At 66.9% G+C, this 16,497-nt stretch carries 17 protein-coding genes; 7 read left to right on the forward strand and 10 right to left on the reverse strand.

Annotation, left to right across the window (positions count from 1 at the left end; translation table 11 throughout):
* Window positions 1-7: 7 nt before the first annotated feature.
* Together AC5I49_RS08890 and AC5I49_RS08895 are read right to left on the reverse strand one after the other, a co-directional pair.
* Window positions 8-816, reverse strand: a protein-coding gene (locus tag AC5I49_RS08890) for an IS5 family transposase (protein ID WP_495789234.1) whose coding sequence is annotated in 2 segments (ribosomal slippage) — window positions 8-486 and window positions 486-816 — 810 coding nt in all. Because the reading frame shifts where the segments join, the coding sequence is not laid out codon by codon here.
* Between the two features lie 58 nt (window positions 817-874).
* On the reverse strand, window positions 875-1,501 hold the full coding sequence (locus tag AC5I49_RS08895; protein WP_495789202.1) for a WapI family immunity protein: 627 nt from the start codon (window positions 1,499-1,501) through the stop codon (window positions 875-877).
* 74 nt (window positions 1,502-1,575) lie between these two features.
* On the opposite strand from AC5I49_RS08895, the gene AC5I49_RS08900 reads away from it, so the two are divergent.
* Entirely contained in the window at window positions 1,576-2,862 is a 1,287-nt protein-coding gene (locus AC5I49_RS08900) for a M16 family metallopeptidase (protein WP_495789235.1), read from the forward strand.
* Between the two features lie 67 nt (window positions 2,863-2,929).
* Here AC5I49_RS08900 and AC5I49_RS08905 read toward each other — a convergent pair whose 3' ends face one another.
* Both AC5I49_RS08905 and AC5I49_RS08910 read right to left on the reverse strand, forming a co-directional pair.
* Entirely contained in the window at window positions 2,930-3,349 is a 420-nt protein-coding gene (locus AC5I49_RS08905) for a 5-carboxymethyl-2-hydroxymuconate Delta-isomerase (protein WP_495789203.1), read from the reverse strand.
* A gap of 12 nt (window positions 3,350-3,361) precedes the next feature.
* Window positions 3,362-4,342, reverse strand: a complete 981-nt coding sequence (locus AC5I49_RS08910) for a Bug family tripartite tricarboxylate transporter substrate binding protein (RefSeq protein WP_016448211.1) — start codon at window positions 4,340-4,342, stop codon at window positions 3,362-3,364.
* A gap of 105 nt (window positions 4,343-4,447) precedes the next feature.
* On the opposite strand from AC5I49_RS08910, the gene AC5I49_RS08915 reads away from it, so the two are divergent.
* Entirely contained in the window at window positions 4,448-5,392 is a 945-nt protein-coding gene (locus AC5I49_RS08915) for a LysR family transcriptional regulator (RefSeq protein ID WP_227468457.1), read from the forward strand.
* A gap of 40 nt (window positions 5,393-5,432) precedes the next feature.
* On the opposite strand, the gene AC5I49_RS08920 is transcribed toward AC5I49_RS08915, so the two are convergent.
* The 3 genes from AC5I49_RS08920 to AC5I49_RS08930 are packed head-to-tail and all read right to left on the reverse strand — an operon-like array spanning window position 5,433 to window position 7,921.
* Window positions 5,433-5,732 (reverse strand): putative quinol monooxygenase, encoded by a 300-nt coding sequence (locus AC5I49_RS08920; RefSeq protein ID WP_074923462.1) that lies wholly within the window; start codon window positions 5,730-5,732, stop codon window positions 5,433-5,435.
* Window positions 5,733-5,735: 3 nt separating this feature from the next.
* Window positions 5,736-6,755: a zinc-binding alcohol dehydrogenase family protein gene (locus AC5I49_RS08925; RefSeq protein ID WP_016448208.1), complete on the reverse strand. Its 1,020-nt coding sequence runs from the start codon at window positions 6,753-6,755 to the stop codon at window positions 5,736-5,738.
* 59 nt (window positions 6,756-6,814) lie between these two features.
* Window positions 6,815-7,921, reverse strand: a complete 1,107-nt coding sequence (locus AC5I49_RS08930; RefSeq protein WP_016448207.1) for an alkene reductase — start codon at window positions 7,919-7,921, stop codon at window positions 6,815-6,817.
* Window positions 7,922-8,141: 220 nt separating this feature from the next.
* Here AC5I49_RS08930 and AC5I49_RS08935 point away from each other — a divergent pair, with 220 nt between their 5' ends.
* Window positions 8,142-8,702 carry a dihydrofolate reductase family protein gene (locus tag AC5I49_RS08935; RefSeq protein WP_495789204.1) on the forward strand — a complete coding sequence of 187 codons (561 nt, stop codon included), beginning with the start codon at window positions 8,142-8,144 and terminating at the stop codon, window positions 8,700-8,702.
* A gap of 29 nt (window positions 8,703-8,731) precedes the next feature.
* Here AC5I49_RS08935 and AC5I49_RS08940 read toward each other — a convergent pair whose 3' ends face one another.
* From AC5I49_RS08940 to AC5I49_RS08950, 3 genes are all read right to left on the reverse strand, one after another.
* A complete protein-coding gene (locus AC5I49_RS08940; protein ID WP_495789205.1) occupies window positions 8,732-9,682 on the reverse strand; it encodes a LysR family transcriptional regulator in 951 nt (316 codons plus the stop codon).
* Between the two features lie 133 nt (window positions 9,683-9,815).
* The gene (locus tag AC5I49_RS08945) at window positions 9,816-11,330 is read right to left on the reverse strand and encodes a 4-hydroxyphenylacetate 3-hydroxylase family protein (RefSeq protein WP_495789206.1); all 1,515 of its coding nucleotides are present in this window, start codon (window positions 11,328-11,330) and stop codon (window positions 9,816-9,818) included.
* Window positions 11,330-12,478, reverse strand: a complete 1,149-nt coding sequence (locus AC5I49_RS08950) for a branched-chain amino acid ABC transporter substrate-binding protein (protein WP_013802993.1) — start codon at window positions 12,476-12,478, stop codon at window positions 11,330-11,332. The genes AC5I49_RS08945 and AC5I49_RS08950 overlap by 1 nt, the downstream gene beginning before the upstream one ends.
* A 289-nt stretch (window positions 12,479-12,767) precedes the next feature.
* Between AC5I49_RS08950 and AC5I49_RS08955 the strand changes: the two genes are divergently transcribed.
* The 4 genes from AC5I49_RS08955 to AC5I49_RS08970 are packed head-to-tail and all read left to right on the forward strand — an operon-like array spanning window position 12,768 to window position 16,383.
* Window positions 12,768-13,685, forward strand: coding sequence for a branched-chain amino acid ABC transporter permease (locus AC5I49_RS08955; protein WP_016452303.1), 918 nt, complete (start codon window positions 12,768-12,770; stop codon window positions 13,683-13,685).
* Window positions 13,685-14,866, forward strand: a complete 1,182-nt coding sequence (locus tag AC5I49_RS08960; RefSeq protein WP_016452302.1) for a branched-chain amino acid ABC transporter permease — start codon at window positions 13,685-13,687, stop codon at window positions 14,864-14,866. Before AC5I49_RS08955 ends, AC5I49_RS08960 begins: the two co-directional genes overlap by 1 nt.
* A complete protein-coding gene (locus AC5I49_RS08965) occupies window positions 14,856-15,692 on the forward strand; it encodes an ABC transporter ATP-binding protein (RefSeq protein ID WP_495789207.1) in 837 nt (278 codons plus the stop codon). Before AC5I49_RS08960 ends, AC5I49_RS08965 begins: the two co-directional genes overlap by 11 nt.
* The gene (locus AC5I49_RS08970; protein WP_016448200.1) at window positions 15,685-16,383 is read left to right on the forward strand and encodes an ABC transporter ATP-binding protein; all 699 of its coding nucleotides are present in this window, start codon (window positions 15,685-15,687) and stop codon (window positions 16,381-16,383) included. The genes AC5I49_RS08965 and AC5I49_RS08970 overlap by 8 nt, the downstream gene beginning before the upstream one ends.
* Window positions 16,384-16,497: the final 114 nt, after the last annotated feature.

Below are 16,497 nucleotides of genomic sequence, written 5' to 3' on the forward strand. Positions count from 1 at the left end.
AGACTGGCTAACACCACCGATCCACGAATCGTGCGCAGATGATCGCTGCCGCCAATTTCAGCAACGCTTCGTGGATATCCAGCCGTCGTTCAAAGCGGATTCGCAGCTTGCCAAAGCCTGCAAACCAGCTGTGCGTCCTCTCCACCACCCACCGGTGTTTGCCCAGCCTCTCGCTGCTCTCAATGCCTCGTCTGGCAATCCGGCCAATGATGCCCCGCTGCCTCAGGTGGGCTCGGCATCGCTTGAAGTCGTAGCCTTTGTCGGCGTGCAGCTTTGCCGGTCTTCTACGGGGACGTCCTGGCAGGCCAGCAATCGCAGGAATCGCGTCCACGCACCTCTCGAACATCTTGGAGTCGTGCCGGTTCGCGCCGCTGACCAAAATCACCAGCGGGATGCCTCTGGCATCTACAACGATGTGTCGCTTGGAGCCGAGCTTGCCTCTGTCCGTCGGGTTGGGCCCCGTTTCCTGGCCCCCCGGGGGCTTGGTACCGAGGAGCCATCAATGCTGCCTCGGCTCCAATCGATTTGGTCATGTTCACACAAGCGAGTCAGCATGGCCTGGTGCAACTGTTCCCACACACCAGCGGCATTCCAGTCGCGCAGGCGCCGCCAGCAAGTCATGCCGCTACCGTACCCAAGAGATTGGGGAAGGTCTTCCCATGGAATGCCTGTTTGCAGCACGAACAGGATGCCGTTGAGAGCGGCTTCATCGCTGACTGCGAGCTTGCGGGCACCACCTTTGGAGGAAGGTACGAAGGCTGGGATGAGAGGTTGTAGCTGTCGCCACAGTTCTTTGCTTACGGGTCGTCGTGCCATGAGGGCAGCGAGCATAACGCTCTGCGGGGGGCTTCTGACCAAGTGGTGTTAGCCGCTCTTAATGGCCGCGGAATTCCAGCAATTCATCCAGGTCACGGATCCATTCGGGAAGAAAGCTCTGATCCAATCCGAACGAGCCTTTGAGCTCGGGGCCGTCCGGGGAGTCCTTCATGGTGTATTTCGCGAACAGGTGGCCCCATGCGTTCGCCACCCCGATGGCAAGCAGAAATTGAGGCTCGATCCCCGAGAGTTGGACAGGTTCAATATCAAAATTGCCCGCTATCAATGATCCATAGGCCTGTGAAAGGTCTTGCTGGAATTTTTTGATTTCGGCTGGCATTGTCAACCACTGAACACTGCCCGAAAAATTGCTGTCCGTGATTTTTACATTGAGAGTCAACCAGTCCCGATAAGGGACGCCATCTTCCTCGATGGAACGAGAAGTCGGCACGATATCGAATTTGAAGTCATCGAAATCAATGGTCAGCATGTTTGTTTGTATGGAAATGAGAAATGGTTCCATCGTGCCTCGCGACAGAGATCCAGCTAGTTTGAGGGGTAGCGCGCAGGGTCCCAGACCTTGTCCGCCTTGCTGTGTGCTGGTGGCGCATGGGCTGCGGCCGAGCTCCCCGCAGCTTTGATCACAGACGCACGAAAGAGGGCTGAAGAGACCTGCCCTGCGCATCCTCTGGAGCGCGACGACAATAGCCCATGATTCAAGAAAAGCCCCTGGCGGCAACCGAACTGGAGCGGCCTGCCATGGCCTTGCGCACTCTTGCGAATGGGGTCCGGCTGCTGGCGCTGCCCATGCCGCATTTGCAGAGCGTCAGCGTGGGTGTGTTCCTGCGCGTGGGCTCCCGCGACGAGACCTCCACCAGCAACGGCATCAGCCATGTGCTGGAACACATGGCGTTCAAGGGCACGCACACGCGTTCCGTGCAGGAGATCAACCTGGATGCGGAGCGGCTGGGCGCGGAGGTCAACGCCTTCACCGGCAAGGACATCACCGGCTATTTCATGACCGGCCTGGGCTGGCATGCGCAGGCCTTGCTGGGAATGATTGCGGACATCGTGCTGAACAGCGTGTTTCCCGAGCATGAATTGCAAAGGGAGCTGCAGGTGATCCGGCAGGAGGCCATCGAGTACGAAGAGGACCCGGAGGACAGCGCCGGCGATCTGCTGGACCGCGCCATCTGGGGCGATGACCCCATGGGCATGCCGGTGATCGGCACGGTGGCCAATATCGAAGGCTTCACCCGGCAGGATCTGGTGCGCCATGTGCAAACCCATTACGTGGGAGAAAAGACCGTCGTCGTCGCGGCCGGAAACTTCGATGTGCCGGCCTGGCTGGAGCAGGCGGCGCAGCTGTTCGCCGGCATGCCTGCGTCGGCCGATCCCGCTGTGGCGCTGCCCCCTCAGCCCGCAAAGTATGTGGGGCAGGCCCTGGCGCAACGTTTCACGCAGGTGTCCCAGGTGTTCGTGAACCTGGCCTATCCCCTGGTGTTCGAGCAGTTGCAGGGCGAGCACCCGCAGCGTGCGCGTCTCGTGGCCTCGCTGGCGGCCCATCTGCTGGGCGAGGGGATGTCGTCGCCCCTGGTCGATACCGTGCGTGAGCGGCTCGGACTGGCCTATACGGCCTATGCGGCGATGGAGGGCGGTGACGTCTGGGCCAACTTCATCGTGCATGCGGTCACGACGCCGGACAAGCTCGAAGCGCTGGTGGCAGCGACAGGCAGCCTGCTGCGCGCCCAGGCTGCCGGCATTGACCCCGTGCATCTGGAACGGGCCAAGAACCAGCTGGCGGTCTCGCGGGTGCGTGCGGGCGAGCGGACCTACGCCACCATGGAGCGCGCTGTCGAAGACCTCTTTGCCCATGGCAGCGTGACATCCGTGGCCGAAACGCTGGCGATGATCGATGGCATCGGGGCCGAGGAAGTGCGCAAGGTCTTCGAGCGCATGCTGGCCCACCCCCCAGCGGTGGCCATCACCGGCAAGGGCGCCAGTGCCCGGACCGTGCGGCAACTGGCCGCAGGCCTGGCGGCCTGAGCCGGCAGCGCGCGATCAGCGATCAGCGGCCAACCGCCAACCGCAACACATGGCGCTTTTCCCGTTGTCATGGAGTTGAGGGAGCGGGCGGCGGCGCGTTCCATTGCCGCTTGAGGTAGTGCGACTTCGGGTGCTCCTGCAGGAACACGCAGCACTGCACCCACGCCGCTGACTCCGGGGGCACTTCGAACGGGGCGATCGGGCCGATCGCACCGATCGCGCGCGCGAGATGCTCGAACACGACCTCGGCCATGGCCGAGCACATCTGCGGCGGGCGCGGGTTGGTCAGCGTCAGGGTGGCGATCAGTTGCTGCGCGTGGGGGTCCTCGCCGCACAGTCCGACGGCGATGGGTGCCACGCGCGACTTCAGGTCCGCGAGCCGTGCCCATCCGCGCTCGGCCAGCGCAAGGTGCATGGCGTGCAGGACCGGCTCCCACTGGATCGACGGGAGCAAGGATGGCGATACCTCGATGGCGATGTGCGGCATGGGGCGGCGCCTTCAGTCGAGCTTGATGCCGACTTCGCGGATCAGCGTCTGCCAGCGTGCCCGCTCGCTGTCCAGCAGGCGTGCGAATGCCTGGGGCGAGTTGTCGATGGGCACCGAGCCGAGTTCGGCCAGCCTGTCCTGCGTGGCCTTGGCCGCCAGCGCCGCGCCCATGTGCTTGACCAGCCAGGCCTTGCGGTCGGCCGGGGTCGCGGCGGGCGCGAGGAAGCCGTACCAGCCGCTGATCTCGGCGTCCACACCCGATTCCTTGAGCGTGGGCACGCCAGGCAGCGCGGGAATGCGCCTGGCGGACGTCACAGCCAGCGCCTTCAGGCGCCCGCTTTGCACATGCTGCAGGATGGCCGGCGTGGCTTCGAACACCATCTGCACCGTGCCGCCCAGCACGTCGTTGAGTGCAGGCGCGGAGCCGCGGTAGGGAATGTGCAGGATCGAGGTGCCGGTCTGGCGCTTGACGAGTTCTCCCGCCAGGTGCTGCGGCGTGCCGTTGCCGGCGGATGCGTAGGAGAACTTGCCCGGGTTCTTGCGCAGCCATTCGAGCGCCTCCTTGGCCGTGGTCGCCGGGAAGGAGGGATGCACGGCCCAGATCAACGGCACCGAGGCGGCCCATGCCAGCGGTGTGAAGTCCTTGGCCGGATCGAAGTTGAGCCTGGAGTACAGCGCCGGGTTCGCGGCCATGGGGCCGAGCGCGCCCAGCAGCAGCGTGTAGCCGTCGGCTTCGGCGCGTGCTGCCGCCTCCGTGCCGATGTTGCCGCCCGCACCGCTGCGGTTGTCGACGATCACCGTGCTGCCGCTGTCCGTCTGCAAGGCATTCGCCATCAGGCGGGAGACGGCATCGGTGGTCGCACCTGCCGGATAGGGGCAGATGATGCGGATGGGCTTGGAAGGGAATGCCTGTGCGCGCGCCGAGGGGCTTGCGCCCAAGGCTGAAATGGCCGTCGCCGTGCTGGCGTACTGAAGGAAGTTGCGTCGTTTCATCGGTGCTCTCGTGACCAGAGTTGTCTCGTGGCCGTAGTGTCGGCAGGCCCTTGTTTCTTCGCAATTCGCATTTTCTGGCCGCGCCTATCGGATAATCCGATGGCCATGTCCGCACGCAGCCGCGACCCCCTCGATCTCGTCTCATTGCGCCAGTTGCGCTACTTCGTGTCGGCGATGCGGGCGCACAGCTTCAGTGCGGCATCACGCGATGCCTCGATCTCGCAGGCGGCGCTGTCGGAGCAGATCGCCTTGCTGGAATCGACCCTGGACGTGCAGCTGTTCGACCGTGCGAGCGGGCGCGCCGTTGCCACGGCCTCCGGACATGAGCTCGACCGCCGGGTGTCGGCCTGCCTCAGTGAGCTGCAGGCGGCGCTGCGCGACGTGCAGGCGCGTGCGAGCACCGTGGCGGGCCTGGTGCGCATCGGCCTGGTGCAGTCCTACGCGGGATGCTGGGTACTGCCCGTCGTGCGCAGGGCCCAGGCGCAGTGGCCGCAGCTGGCGATCGCACTGCGCAGGCGCACCGCACAGGCCTTGGTGGAGGGCGTGTTGCGTGGCGATTTCGATCTCGCCGTCAGCTTCGACCCGGAGCCGCATGCCGATCTGGAGATCCTGGCCTGCTTCGACGAGCCCGTGGTGGCCGTGGGATTGAAGCCCCGGCGGCGGCGACGCCTGCTGGAGCTCAGCGAGGTCGCGAACCACCCCCTGGCCTTGCTGCCAAGCGAATACGCCATGCGGCGCCAGCTCGACAACGCCTTTGCGGCGCAGGGGCTGAAGCCGGGCGTGCATCTGGAGTCCGATACGCTGGAGGACCTGGTGCATGCCGCCCGTGAAAACGGCATGGTTGCGCTGCTCAACGGTGCCGCGGCAATGAGCCTGGACGTGCAGGACGCAGTCCCGTTGGCCGAAAGAAATCTGGGCCGGCAAGCCTGCCTGGTGCGCTCACGCAGCCGTCACCACGGCTTTGCCGCCCAGTACGTATGGGACGAGCTGTCGGCGGCAACCCCCACGCTGCCGCCAGCGTGGGGGCGGCGCGTTGCAGCCGCGCGCTAGTCGTCGGCCGGGTCCGTTCCGCCCAGGCCCGTACCGCCCGTCAGGGCACTTCCTTCAGGCCCACCAGTTGCAGGGGGCGTGCCAGCAGTTCGTCGAAGCGTTTCTCGAACGCCTTGAAGTACGGCATGCGGAAGTGCGCATCCAGCGCTGCCTGGTCCCTGAATGACTCCCGCATGTAGAAGGTGCCGGGTTTGTCCGCCAGCTCGAACAGCGTGTAGTCCAGGCATCCGGGCTCTTGCCGGGTGAATGGCACCAGCGCGCGCAGGGCGTCGCGCAGCTGGTCTTGCTGGCCGGCCTTCGCCTCAAGGATGGCCAGGTTGAAAATGGTCTCTGTCTTCATGGCTCAGCCCCAGTTCTCCAGCACCACCTTGCCGCGCGCCTTGCCCGACTCTATCAGGGCATGGGCGCGCTTGAGGTTGTCGGCATTGATGCTGCCGAAGCGCTCGGCCAGCGTGGTGCGGATCAGGCCGGCATCGACCAGTGCGGCAACCTCGTTGAGCAGGCGGTGCTGGCCGATCATGTCGTCGGTGCCGAACAGGGCGCGGGTGAACATCAATTCCCAGTGCACCGACACCGACTTGCGCTTGAGCTTGGTGATGTCCAGCGACGCGGGATCGTCGATCAGGCCGAATTTTCCCTGGGGCGCGATCGCCTCGACGATCTGTGCGAAGTGCAGGTCGGTCTGCGTGAGGCTCACGATGAGGTCCACCGTGGGAAAGCCGATGCGCTTGAGTTCGTCGGCAATCGGCTGGCTGTGATCGATCACGTGGTGGGCGCCTAGCTCCTTGACCCAGGCCTGCGTCTCAGGCCGCGATGCGGTGCCGATGACGGTAAGGCTGGTCAGCCGCGTGGCCAGCTGCGTGAGGATGGAGCCCACGCCGCCGGAGGCGCCGATGATGAGCAGTGTCTTGTGGCTGGGGTGCTTGCCCGGCGCGATGCCCAGGCGGTCGAACAGCATCTCCCATGCGGTGATGGCGGTCAGGGGCAGGGCCGCCGCCTGTGCAAAGTCCAGCGACCTGGGCGCGTGGCCCACGATGCGCTCGTCCACCAGGTGCAGTTCGCTGTTCGTGCCAGGGCGCGCAATGGAGCCGGCGTACCAGACGCGGTCGCCCGGCTTGAACAGCGTGACTTCGGGGCCCACAGCCTTGACGATGCCGCTGGCATCCCAGCCCAGCACCTTGTGCGTTTGCCCCTCGGCGGGCGCGCCGCTGGCGCGCACCTTGGTGTCCACCGGATTGACGGACACGGCCCTGACTTCGACCAGCAGGTCGCGGCCGGTGGCCACGGGATCGGGCAGGGTGATGTCGATCAGCGATTCGGGTTGGCTGATGGCCTGGGGCTTCTGGTATCCAACGGCTTTCATGGTCGTGCTTTCAAAGGTTGAGGAAGAGGGGATAGCAAGGAGGGAGAGCAAGGAGGGTTTCAGGCAGTGGCCAGGGCTGCGTAGTCCGAGTAGCCGCGCGCGTCGCCGCCAAACAGGGCCTTCGGATCGAATGCGGCCAGCGGCGCCTGGGCGGCGTAGCGCGCCGGCAGGTCCGGGTTGGCAATGAAGGGGCGGCCGAAGGCGACGAGGTCTGCCAGGCCCTCGTGCAGGATGGCTTGGGCGCGCTCCGCGTCGTACTTGCCCGCAACGATCACCTTGCCCTGGTAGGCGCGGCGCAGCGCGTGGCGGAAGTCCTGCGGAATCTCGGGCGCATCGTCCCAATCGGCTTCCGACAGGTGGATGTAGGCCAGGCCGATCTCGTCGAGCCTGCTGGCCAGATGCAGGATGGTCTCGATGATCTGCGGGCAGTTCATGTTGCGCTGCGTGATGAAGGGCGCCAGGCGGATGCCGGTGCGCTCTGCCCCGACCTCGCCCGCCACGGCGGCCGCGACCTCTTCGGCGAAGCGCGTGCGCTGGGCGATGCCGCCGCCGTAGGCGTCGGTGCGGTGGTTGGAGGTGGTGCGCAGGAACTGATCGATCAGGTAGCCGTTGCCGCCGTGGATTTCCACGCCATCGAAGCCGGCACGCATCGCATTGGCCGCGCCCCTGCGGAAGTCGCCGATCACGTCCTGGATGTCCTGTGCGCTCAGTGCGCGCGGTACGGGGCAGTCGACCATGCGGCCGACACCGTCGTCGCCGACCACCCAGACCTGCGCTTGGGGCGACAGCGCCGAAGGCGCGACCGGCAGGCCATCGGCGTGAAAGCTGGCATGCGACATGCGGCCAACGTGCCACAGCTGCAGCACCATGCGCCCGCCGGCGGCGTGCACCGCGTCCGTGACGCGGCGCCAACCGTCCACCTGCGCCTCTGAATAGATGCCGGGGGTGAAGCTGTAGCCTTGGCCCTGGCGGGAGATCTGGGTGGCTTCCGAGACGATCAGGCCGGCGCTGGCGCGTTGTGCGTAGTAGGTGGCCATCAATGCGTTGGGCACGTCGCCTGGCTGGCTGGTGCGGCTGCGCGTCATGGGGGCCATCACCATGCGGTTGGGCAGGCTGAGCGGGCCGAGCTGCAGGGGGCGAAACAGGGGCGTGGAGGCGGTGGTCATGCGGTTTCTTGGCGGAGCTGTAGAGGTGTTGGGGCGGTGGCGGAAACCCGGTTCGCAAGTCGTCTGGGCATGGAGCGATGTTGACCTGGGTGTTTCAATTGAAAAAGACCCGCAAGACTGAAGGCGGCTTCAAAAGAAATTTGACGATGGGGTCCAGGCGCGGCCTGCACGACACCCGGGCGGATGGCCGTGCCGCGCCTGCCTGGCTACCATCTCCCCCATGAAAACCCAATACTTCGCCGCCACCTCACTCGACGGATTCCTGGCCACCGAGGACGACTCCCTGGACTGGCTGTTCCCGCTGGGCGACATGCAGGCCACGGGCTACGCGGAGTTCATTGCCGGCGTGGGCGCGCTGGCCATGGGGTCGGCCACCTACGAATGGATGCTGCGCCACGCGGAGACGGTGGCGCAGGAGACCGGGGCGGCGTGGCCCTATACGCAGCCTGCCTGGGTGTTTTCCAGCCGCACGCTGCCTGGTATCCCGGGGGCCGATATCCGGTTTGTCAGCGGTGATGTGCGTGCCGTGCATGCGCAGATGCAGGCTGCGGCAGGCGGGCGCAACCTCTGGATCATGGGAGGCGGAGACCTGGCAGGCCAGTTTTATGACGCGGGCCTGCTGGACGAGATGATCCTGAGCGTGGGCTCGGCCACGCTGGGCCGGGGCAAGCCGCTGTTCCCGCGCCGGGTGCTGCATCCGGTGTTGCGTTTGTTGTCCGTGCGGCAGATCGGCGAGGGCATGGCGGTGCTGCATTACGAGGTGCGCAAGAGCACGAGCTGACGGGCTCCCTGATTCGGTCTGCGCGCCGCTCAGTTCGCCTCCCCGCGCCCAGGCGCCGTCATCCCCGGAATGTATTCATTGGAGATGAAGCTGCGGCAGCGGTGCATGAAGGCTTCCACCACATGGCGGGGCTTTTGTTCGCGGGCCCAGGCCAGGCCCAGTTTCATGGGGCGGTGGTTGCCGTTCAGGTGCAGGTTGACGATCTTCTTGCCGTCCAGCGCATGGGAGTTGCGCGGGCGCACGTTGACCAGGGAGTAGCCCACGTCGTTGGCGACCAGGGAGCGCACCACGTCGGGGCTGGCGCTGCGGGCCGCGATCAGGGGCGAGACGCCGGCTTCGCGGAACAGCGACATGAAGTATTCACGGCTCAGGGGCAGGTCCAGCAGGACCATGGGCAGCTGGGCCAGCGCCTCCAGCGTGGTGGAGCGGTGGTTGGCCAGCGGATTGAGTTCGCTGACGATGACCATGGGCGGCAGCTGGGCCAGGGGCTCGAAGCAGATGTCCGATTCGGCCACCAGCAGGTCGTAGGTGATGGCGACATCGATCTGCGCGGTGCGCAGCTTGTGGATCAGGCCTTCCTGGTGGTCCTCGATCTGCGTGACCGTGGCCTTGGGGTGGGCGCGCGCGAATCCCTGGCACAGCTCGGGGGCGACCATGGCCGCCAGCGTGGTGAAGCAGCCCACGCGCACGGGGCCGCGCACCTGGTTTTGCGCGCTGCTGGCCACGTCGTACAAGGCCATGGCCTGGTCGAGCAGGCTGCGGATTTCCCGCAGGACCTCGGCGCCTGCGGGTGTGACGGACAGGCCTTGCGCATGGTGGCGCACGAACAGCGGCACCTGCAGCTCCGCCTCCACCTGGGTGATGGCCGAGGAGATGGACGAAGGCGAGACATGGATGCGGTTGGCGGCCTCGGCAATGCTGCCGAACTCGCCCGCTGCCACGCAGTATTCCAATTGTCTGAAGGTCAGTCGTGTCAGCACGGTGTGCAAGAGGTGGAGAGGGGGAGGGCGGCCAGGGTGATCCGCCGCGTAGTTGACCAAGCGGCGGACCGCGCTGCAAGAGGCCCTTCCCGCAAGACGCCTGCATTGTGCGGCGGTCGGGCCCCGGCAGCCTTCAGTCGCTGGCGTTGTGATTGCGAAACCATTGCGCCACCGCACCGTCGCCCTGGGCCGGCGCCTGCGTGGCCTTCACGCGGTCCGTCAGACCGGCGGACTTGCCCACGAAGTCCAGCGGCGCATCCCAGTTGAAATGCCGGTACACGGCCGCCGTCTGGGCGTAGGGCGGGCATTGTGCAAACAGCTGGAAGCTGAGCCGGTGGCCGGCGTGGTCCGAGTCGAGCAGGTCGCGCGCATAGGCCAGCAGCCTGCGGCGGTCGTCGGCCTGCGATTGCGGGCCGAGGGTGTAGAACTTGCGCAGCCAGGGGCCGGTTTCCTCGTTCTCGAAGCTGGCGTGGTCCGGCGTCAGGCAGACCTGGCCGCCGCACAGCTCGCGCACGGTGTTCATCATGTGGTGCAGCTGGCCGGTGGCCAGCGACCTTCCGGTGAACAGCAGCGACTGGTTGGGCATCATCAGCCCGGCCGGGCTGCGCTCGGCCAGCGCGATGGAGGCCGTGAGGTGGGCGTTGATGCCTTCGCGGTAGCAGGCCAGGCCGGCCAGCCTGTCCTGCACGGCCTGCAGCTTCTCCACGCCGGTCTGGCGCGCGTTGTGCAGGGCCGTGCCTATCAGCATGTCGGCCAGCTTGAGGCTGCGCTGCAGGAAGGTGAAGGCCGAGTAGCGGTGCAGCGTCTCGCGCAGGAAATGGGCGGCCCGGGTGTGGCGGTAGAACAGCACGTTCTCCCAGGGAACCAGCACGTCGTCGAAGACCACGATGGCGTCCACTTCGTCGAAGCGATGGCTCAACGGATGGTCCTGGGCCGATGCGCGGGCGGCCAGGCCCGGGCGGCAGATGAAGCGCAGGCCGGGCGCGCCCAGGTCGCAGATGAAGCCTATGGCGTATTCGGACTGCGCCGCGTCGCCCCAGTGCGCCAGCCCCGGCTTGGTGAAGGCCTGGTTGGCATAGGCGGCGGCGGTCTCGTACTTGGCGCCGCGCACGATGACGCCTGCATCGGTCTCCTTGACCACGTGCAGCAGCACGTCGGGGTCCTGGTCCTGCGGCAGGCGCGAGCGGTCGCCCTTGGGGTCGGTGTTGGCCGATACGTGGAACAGGTCGCCACGCACCACGCGGCGGATGTGGGTGCGGATGTTGGCGGAAAAGCGCGGGTCCAGCTCGTTGAGCACGTCCTGGCCGTCGAACAGCGACCACATCTCGCCCACGCTCTCGTCGCCCACGCGCATGACCACGCCGCCCATGTCCTCCAGCAGCAGGTCGGTGGCGCGGCGCTTGTCCCACCAGTCCTGGCGTGTCAGCGGCAGCTTGTGGGCGATGGGGTGGCGCTCGCCGTCGCCTTCGTCGCAGGTGAGCGCGTCGCGCAGCGCGGCCTCGTGCTGCAGGTCGTACATGCGCGCGCGGATGTCCACCAGCGGCTTGAACATGGGGTGGGTGGTCACATCCTTGACGCGCTCGCCGTTCATCCAGACCCGCCGGCCATCGCGGATGGAGTCGCGGTACTGGCTGCCTGTCCTGATCATCAGCGGCTGGCCCACTTGCCGTCTTTGACCTCGTGCAGCTGCAGCTCCACGGGCACCTGCGTCTGGCCGTTGGCATCAAAGGTCACGGTACCGGTCACGCCGTCGTAGCGTATGGCGCGGATGGCCTTGGCCACGGCCTGCCGGTCCTTGGTGCCTGCCGTCTTGAGCGATTGCAAAAGGATGCCGGTGGCGTCGTAGGCGTACTTGGTGTACGGGCTCTCGGAGTCGGCATAGCCCTTGGCGGCATAGGCGCGGCTCATGGCGTCCAGCCGGGGGTTGGTCTGCGATTTGGGCGTGCCGACGATGGTGCCGTCCGCGGCCGGGCCGGCGATCTGGATGAGCTGCGGATCGAAGATGCCGCTGATTCCCAGCATGGGCTGCTTCATGCCCAGCTCGGCCATCTGCTTGCGCACGATGCCGGCCTCGGTGATCACGCCGCCGAAGTAGACCGCGTCGGGGTTCAGGCTCTTGATCTTGGTGAGGATGGAGCGGAAATCCGTGGTGCCCACGGGATAGCTTTCCTCGGCCACCACGCTGCCTTTTTCTGCCTTGTAGAAGCTGCCGAACGAGGCCAGGTTGGCGCGCCCGTAGTCGCTGGTGTCGGCAATGATGGCGATCTTTCTTGCGCCCAGGCCCGTGGCGGCCCAGGCGGCCAGGGGCTTGTTCTCGTTGACCAGGGTGGGCGTCACGCGCGTGGTGTTGGCGAAGTTCTGGTCGGTGATCTTGGGGCCGATGGCGCCCCAGACGATGAAGGGCATCTGCACGCGGTTGAACACCGGCAGCGTGGCCAGGGCCACGGGGCTGTTCCAGTGGCCGATGGCGCCCACCACGTCGCGGTCGTTGACCAGCTTGAGCGCGGCGGACACGCCGGTCTGCGGGTCGGAGGCATCGTCCAGCACCACGCCCTCCACCTTGAACGGCACGCCGGCCGTGGCATTCCACTGGTCTATGGCCAGCAGGAAGCCGTTCTTCGCGCCCAGGCCCTGCTGTGCGTTGCCGCCGCTGACGGGGCCGATGAAGCCCAGCTTCACGGTGGACTGGGACCAGGCCGCGCCGCAGGCCAGCGTGGCGGCGGCCAGCGCCAGGGCGGATGCGGCAAGGCGCCTGCGCGATGGCAGGAGGGCGGTGGTTGTCGTGAAGGCTTGCATGGTCGGTCGGTCCTGTTCAGGTGAAGACGAGGGGCAGCCATGGCGGCCCGGGCGGGGCCCGGGGCGGCCGGGCGCCACGGTGCATGGCGGGCTGGCCGGCGCTGTCTGGCAACGCCGCCGGATCAATGTATCGCCGCACCGGCCCGGGACTGGATCGCGTTTTCCGAAGCAGCGCCTCGGCAAAAGCGACGCAGGTTTTGTGCGGTTTCTTGCTTCAATGGTTGCGTGACATGGAGACAAGCGAAGCCCCGCCAACCCGGCCGAACCCGACACAAGAGGAACCCTATCGATGCATGACGCGCTGTTCCAGCAACTCATCAACTGGCTGACCCTGGGCTGCATCTACAGCCTGCTTGCCCTGGGTTTCAGCCTGTTGTTTGGCGTGCTGCAGGTGATTCACTTTTCCCATGGCGACGTGGCCATGGTCGCCCCCTTCATCGCCCTGGCGGCCGTGCAGGCCCTGGCCACCGCGCTGGGCGGCTCGGCCCCCTGGCTGGTGCTGGGCCTGGCCTGCCTGGTGGCCATTGCGGCGGTGGGAGGGCTGGGCATCGCCCTGGACCGGCTGGTGATCAGCCGCTTTCGCAATGCGCCGGCCATGATGCCGCTGGTGGCCACGGTGGCGCTGGGCATCGTGATCCGCGAGCTGATCCGCCACCTGTACCCGCAGGGCAGCAATCCGCACGCGTTCCCGGCGATTGCGCAGGGGGCCGTTCCCACCCCGTTCGGGCCGCTGCCCCTGATCAGCGTGGTCTCGGTGCTGGTGGCGGTGGCGCTGGTGGGCGTGCTGCTCTATGTGCTGCACCACACGCCCATGGGCATGCGCATACGCGCCGTGTCGCAGGACCGCGAAACCGCGCGGCTGTTCTCCATTGCGCCGGGGCCGGTGTTTCGCAACACCTTCTTCATTGCCTCGGCCACCGGCGCGGTGGGCGGCATCTTCCTGGCCAGCTATGCGGGCGTGGTGCGCTTTGACTTCGGCGTGCAGGCGGGGCTGATCGGCTTTTCCGCCGCGGTGGTCGGCGGCCTGGGGCGGCTGGGGGGCGCCATTGTCGGCAGCCTGCTGATTGCGGCCATCGAGACCATCGTGCAGGGCTATGTGCCCAACGGCACCTCGTACCGCCTGGTGTTCGTGTTCGCCCTGGTGATCCTGGTGCTGATCTTTCGCCCCGCCGGCCTGTTCGGCGTTCAGAAAATGGAGAAGGTGTGATGCAGACAACGACGATACAGGCGCCGCCGCAGGCGGCGCCACGGAGTGCGGGCTCGGCCGCCATCGTGCTGGGCGTGGCCCTGGCGGGCGCCGTGCTGCTGCGCCAGTTCCTGCTGGCCGAAAGCTGGATCACGGTGCTGGCGCTGCTGGCCTGCTTTGCCGTGGCCCTGGTCGCGGTGCAGAAACGCCCGGTGGTGGAAGACCGCATCGTGGCCGCCTTCGGCCAGTGCAGGCCGCTGGCCGTGGGCACGGGCGTGGTGCTGGCCCTGGTGTTTCCGTGGGTGCTGGGCGGTGACAGCTACGCCATGCACCTGATGATCATCGCCTGCCTGTACGCGGTGCTGGCGCTGGCGCTGAACTTCCAGCTGGGCAGCGCCAACATACCGAACTTCGCCACTGGCGCGTCCTACGGCATCGGCGCCTATGCGTCAGCCCTGCTGGCCATCCACTTCGGCGTGAGCTTCTGGATCTGCCTGCTGGTGGCCGCCGCCGTGGCCACGGTCTTCGGCTTTTTGCTGGGCCTGCCGTCCATGCGCACCCGCGACAGCTACCAGGCGCTGGTGACGATCGCCTTCGGCATCGTCGTGCACCAGCTGCTGATGAACCTGGAGTGGACGGGCGGCGCCAACGGCCTGGTGGGCATTCCTTCGCCCACATTGTTCGGGCATTCGTTCAACGACCCCATCACGCTGTGGGGCCACAGCCTGCCGGGACAGGCCAACTTCTACTACGTGGCCGTCGCCCTGCTGGGGCTGGCCATCGTCTCGGCGCAGCGCCTGCACAGCTCGCGCGTGGGACTGGCCTGGAATGCCCTGCGCGACGACGAGATCGCCGCGCGCGCATGCGGCATCAACGTCACCTGGTTCAAGGTCAAGGCCTTTGCGGTGGACGCCTTCCTGGCGGGCTTCGCGGGCACGGTGTATGCGTTCTATGTGAGCTTCATCTCGCCGGACAACTTCACCTTCCTGGTGTCCGTGACCATCATGACGCTGGTGATTGCAGGCGGCATGGACAACACGCTGGGCGTGATCGTCGGCGCCTTCCTGCTGACCATGCTGCCGGAGAAGCTGCGGGCGTTTTCCGACTACCGCATCCTGTTCTACGGCCTGGTGGTGATCGCCTTCCTCATCATCCGCCCGCGCGGCATCTTCCCCCAACGGGTGCGCAACCATGAGCATTGATTCCCATCCCCCCCAACACGCCGCACATGCCGCGACCGCAGGCCCGCTGGTCCTGGAGGGGCGTGGCCTGACCATGCGCTTCGGCGGCCTGACGGCGGTGCAGGGCGTGGACATCCGCCTGGCGGCGGGCGAGGTGCTGGGCATCATCGGGCCCAACGGCGCGGGCAAGTCCACCTTGCTGAACCTGCTGACCGGCATCTACCAGCCCACCGAGGGCGAGGTGCTGCTGCAAGGCCGCTCGCTCAAGGGCATGGCCGCGCACGACATCGCGGGCGCCGGCATTGCGCGCACCTTCCAGACCAGCCGGCTGTTCGGCTCGCTTAGCGTGCTGGACAACGTGATCATCGGCATGCACGCGCGCACCCGCTGCGGCGTGCTCACCGCGCTGCTGCGCCCGGCCGTCTCGCGCGCCGAGATGAAGCGCTGCGCCGAGCGCGCCTGCGCGCTGCTGCAAAGCGTGTCCAGCGACCTGCACCAGCGCCGCAACGTGCTGGCCAGCAGCCTGCCGCAGGCCGACCGCCGCCGCCTGGAGGTTGCGCGCGCCCTGGCCGCCGAGCCGCGCATCGTGCTGCTGGACGAGCCCTCCAGCGGCATGGACGACCGCGACACCGATGCGCTGATCGCCGACATCCAGCGCCTGCGCGAAGGCAATCCGGCGCTGGGCTTCATCATCATCGAGCACGACATGCGGCTCATCGCCACCTTGCCGCACCGCGTGATGGTGCTGGACTACGGACGCAAGATCGGCGACGACAGCTTCGAGGCGGTGCGCCGGCTGCCGCGCGTGCAGGAAGCCTATCTGGGCAGAAAGGCCAGCCATGCTTGAACTGGACTCCATCAGCACGCGCTATGGCGTGGTGAACATGCTCAACCAGGTCTCGCTGCAGGTGCCCGAGCACAGCATCGTCTGCCTGCTGGGCCCCAACGGCGCGGGCAAGACCACCACCTTCAAGGCGATCGCGGGCCTGCTGCCCGTGCACCACGGCGCCATCCGCGTCATGGGCCAGCCGCTGGCGCGCATGCGCACCGAGGACCTGGCCGGCCTGGGCGTGGGCTTCGTGCCCGAAGGGCGGCGCCTGTTTGCCGAGCTGACCGTGCAGGAGAACCTGAAGATCGGCCACGACGCGCTGCGCCCGCAGCAGGGCTTTGCCCAGGCGCTGGAGCGCGTGGTGGCCCTGTTCCCCCGGGTGGGCGAGCGCCTGTCGCAGGCAGCGGGAACCCTGTCCGGCGGCGAGCAGGCCATGGTGGCGCTGGGCCGCGTGCTCATGGGCGAGCCGCGCCTGGTGGTGATGGACGAGCCCACGCTGGGCCTGTCGCCCAAGCTCATCGAGGAGTACTTCGAGACGGTGCAGCGCATCCACAGCCAAGGCATCACCGTGCTGCTCATCGAGCAGAACGCCGAGGCGGCGCTGTCCATCGCCCACACCGGCTATCTGCTGCTCAAGGGCCAGCTGGTGGCCTCGGGCACGGCCAGCGAGCTGCTGGCCAACGACGTGGTGAAGCACCTGTACCTGTAGCGCCGCACGGGCGGCCTTCACCTTCTTTCCTTTTTTGTTGCGGACCACACCAAGGCAGTCGGCACCGCGCCGATGCGGGACGGCCTGCGCCTTTTTTTCCTGAGAGACCCACAC

The sequence above is a fragment of the Delftia sp. genome (assembly GCF_059499305.1).

Excerpts from the sequence above, each read along its gene's own strand:
- AC5I49_RS08895 (WP_495789202.1), bottom strand. The coding sequence starts at position 1,501 with ATGCGCAGGGCAGGTCTCTTCAGCCCTCTTTCGTGCGTCTGTGATCAA.
- AC5I49_RS08900 (WP_495789235.1), top strand. The coding sequence starts at position 1,576 with ATGGCCTTGCGCACTCTTGCGAATGGGGTCCGGCTGCTGGCGCTGCCC.
- AC5I49_RS08905 (WP_495789203.1), bottom strand. The coding sequence starts at position 3,349 with ATGCCGCACATCGCCATCGAGGTATCGCCATCCTTGCTCCCGTCGATC.
- AC5I49_RS08910 (WP_016448211.1), bottom strand. The coding sequence starts at position 4,342 with ATGAAACGACGCAACTTCCTTCAGTACGCCAGCACGGCGACGGCCATT.
- AC5I49_RS08915 (WP_227468457.1), top strand. The coding sequence starts at position 4,448 with ATGTCCGCACGCAGCCGCGACCCCCTCGATCTCGTCTCATTGCGCCAG.
- AC5I49_RS08920 (WP_074923462.1), bottom strand. The coding sequence starts at position 5,732 with ATGAAGACAGAGACCATTTTCAACCTGGCCATCCTTGAGGCGAAGGCC.
- AC5I49_RS08925 (WP_016448208.1), bottom strand. The coding sequence starts at position 6,755 with ATGAAAGCCGTTGGATACCAGAAGCCCCAGGCCATCAGCCAACCCGAA.
- AC5I49_RS08930 (WP_016448207.1), bottom strand. The coding sequence starts at position 7,921 with ATGACCACCGCCTCCACGCCCCTGTTTCGCCCCCTGCAGCTCGGCCCG.
- AC5I49_RS08935 (WP_495789204.1), top strand. The coding sequence starts at position 8,142 with ATGAAAACCCAATACTTCGCCGCCACCTCACTCGACGGATTCCTGGCC.
- AC5I49_RS08945 (WP_495789206.1), bottom strand. The coding sequence starts at position 11,330 with ATGATCAGGACAGGCAGCCAGTACCGCGACTCCATCCGCGATGGCCGG.
- AC5I49_RS08950 (WP_013802993.1), bottom strand. The coding sequence starts at position 12,478 with ATGCAAGCCTTCACGACAACCACCGCCCTCCTGCCATCGCGCAGGCGC.
- AC5I49_RS08955 (WP_016452303.1), top strand. The coding sequence starts at position 12,768 with ATGCATGACGCGCTGTTCCAGCAACTCATCAACTGGCTGACCCTGGGC.
- AC5I49_RS08960 (WP_016452302.1), top strand. The coding sequence starts at position 13,685 with ATGCAGACAACGACGATACAGGCGCCGCCGCAGGCGGCGCCACGGAGT.
- AC5I49_RS08965 (WP_495789207.1), top strand. The coding sequence starts at position 14,856 with ATGAGCATTGATTCCCATCCCCCCCAACACGCCGCACATGCCGCGACC.
- AC5I49_RS08970 (WP_016448200.1), top strand. The coding sequence starts at position 15,685 with ATGCTTGAACTGGACTCCATCAGCACGCGCTATGGCGTGGTGAACATG.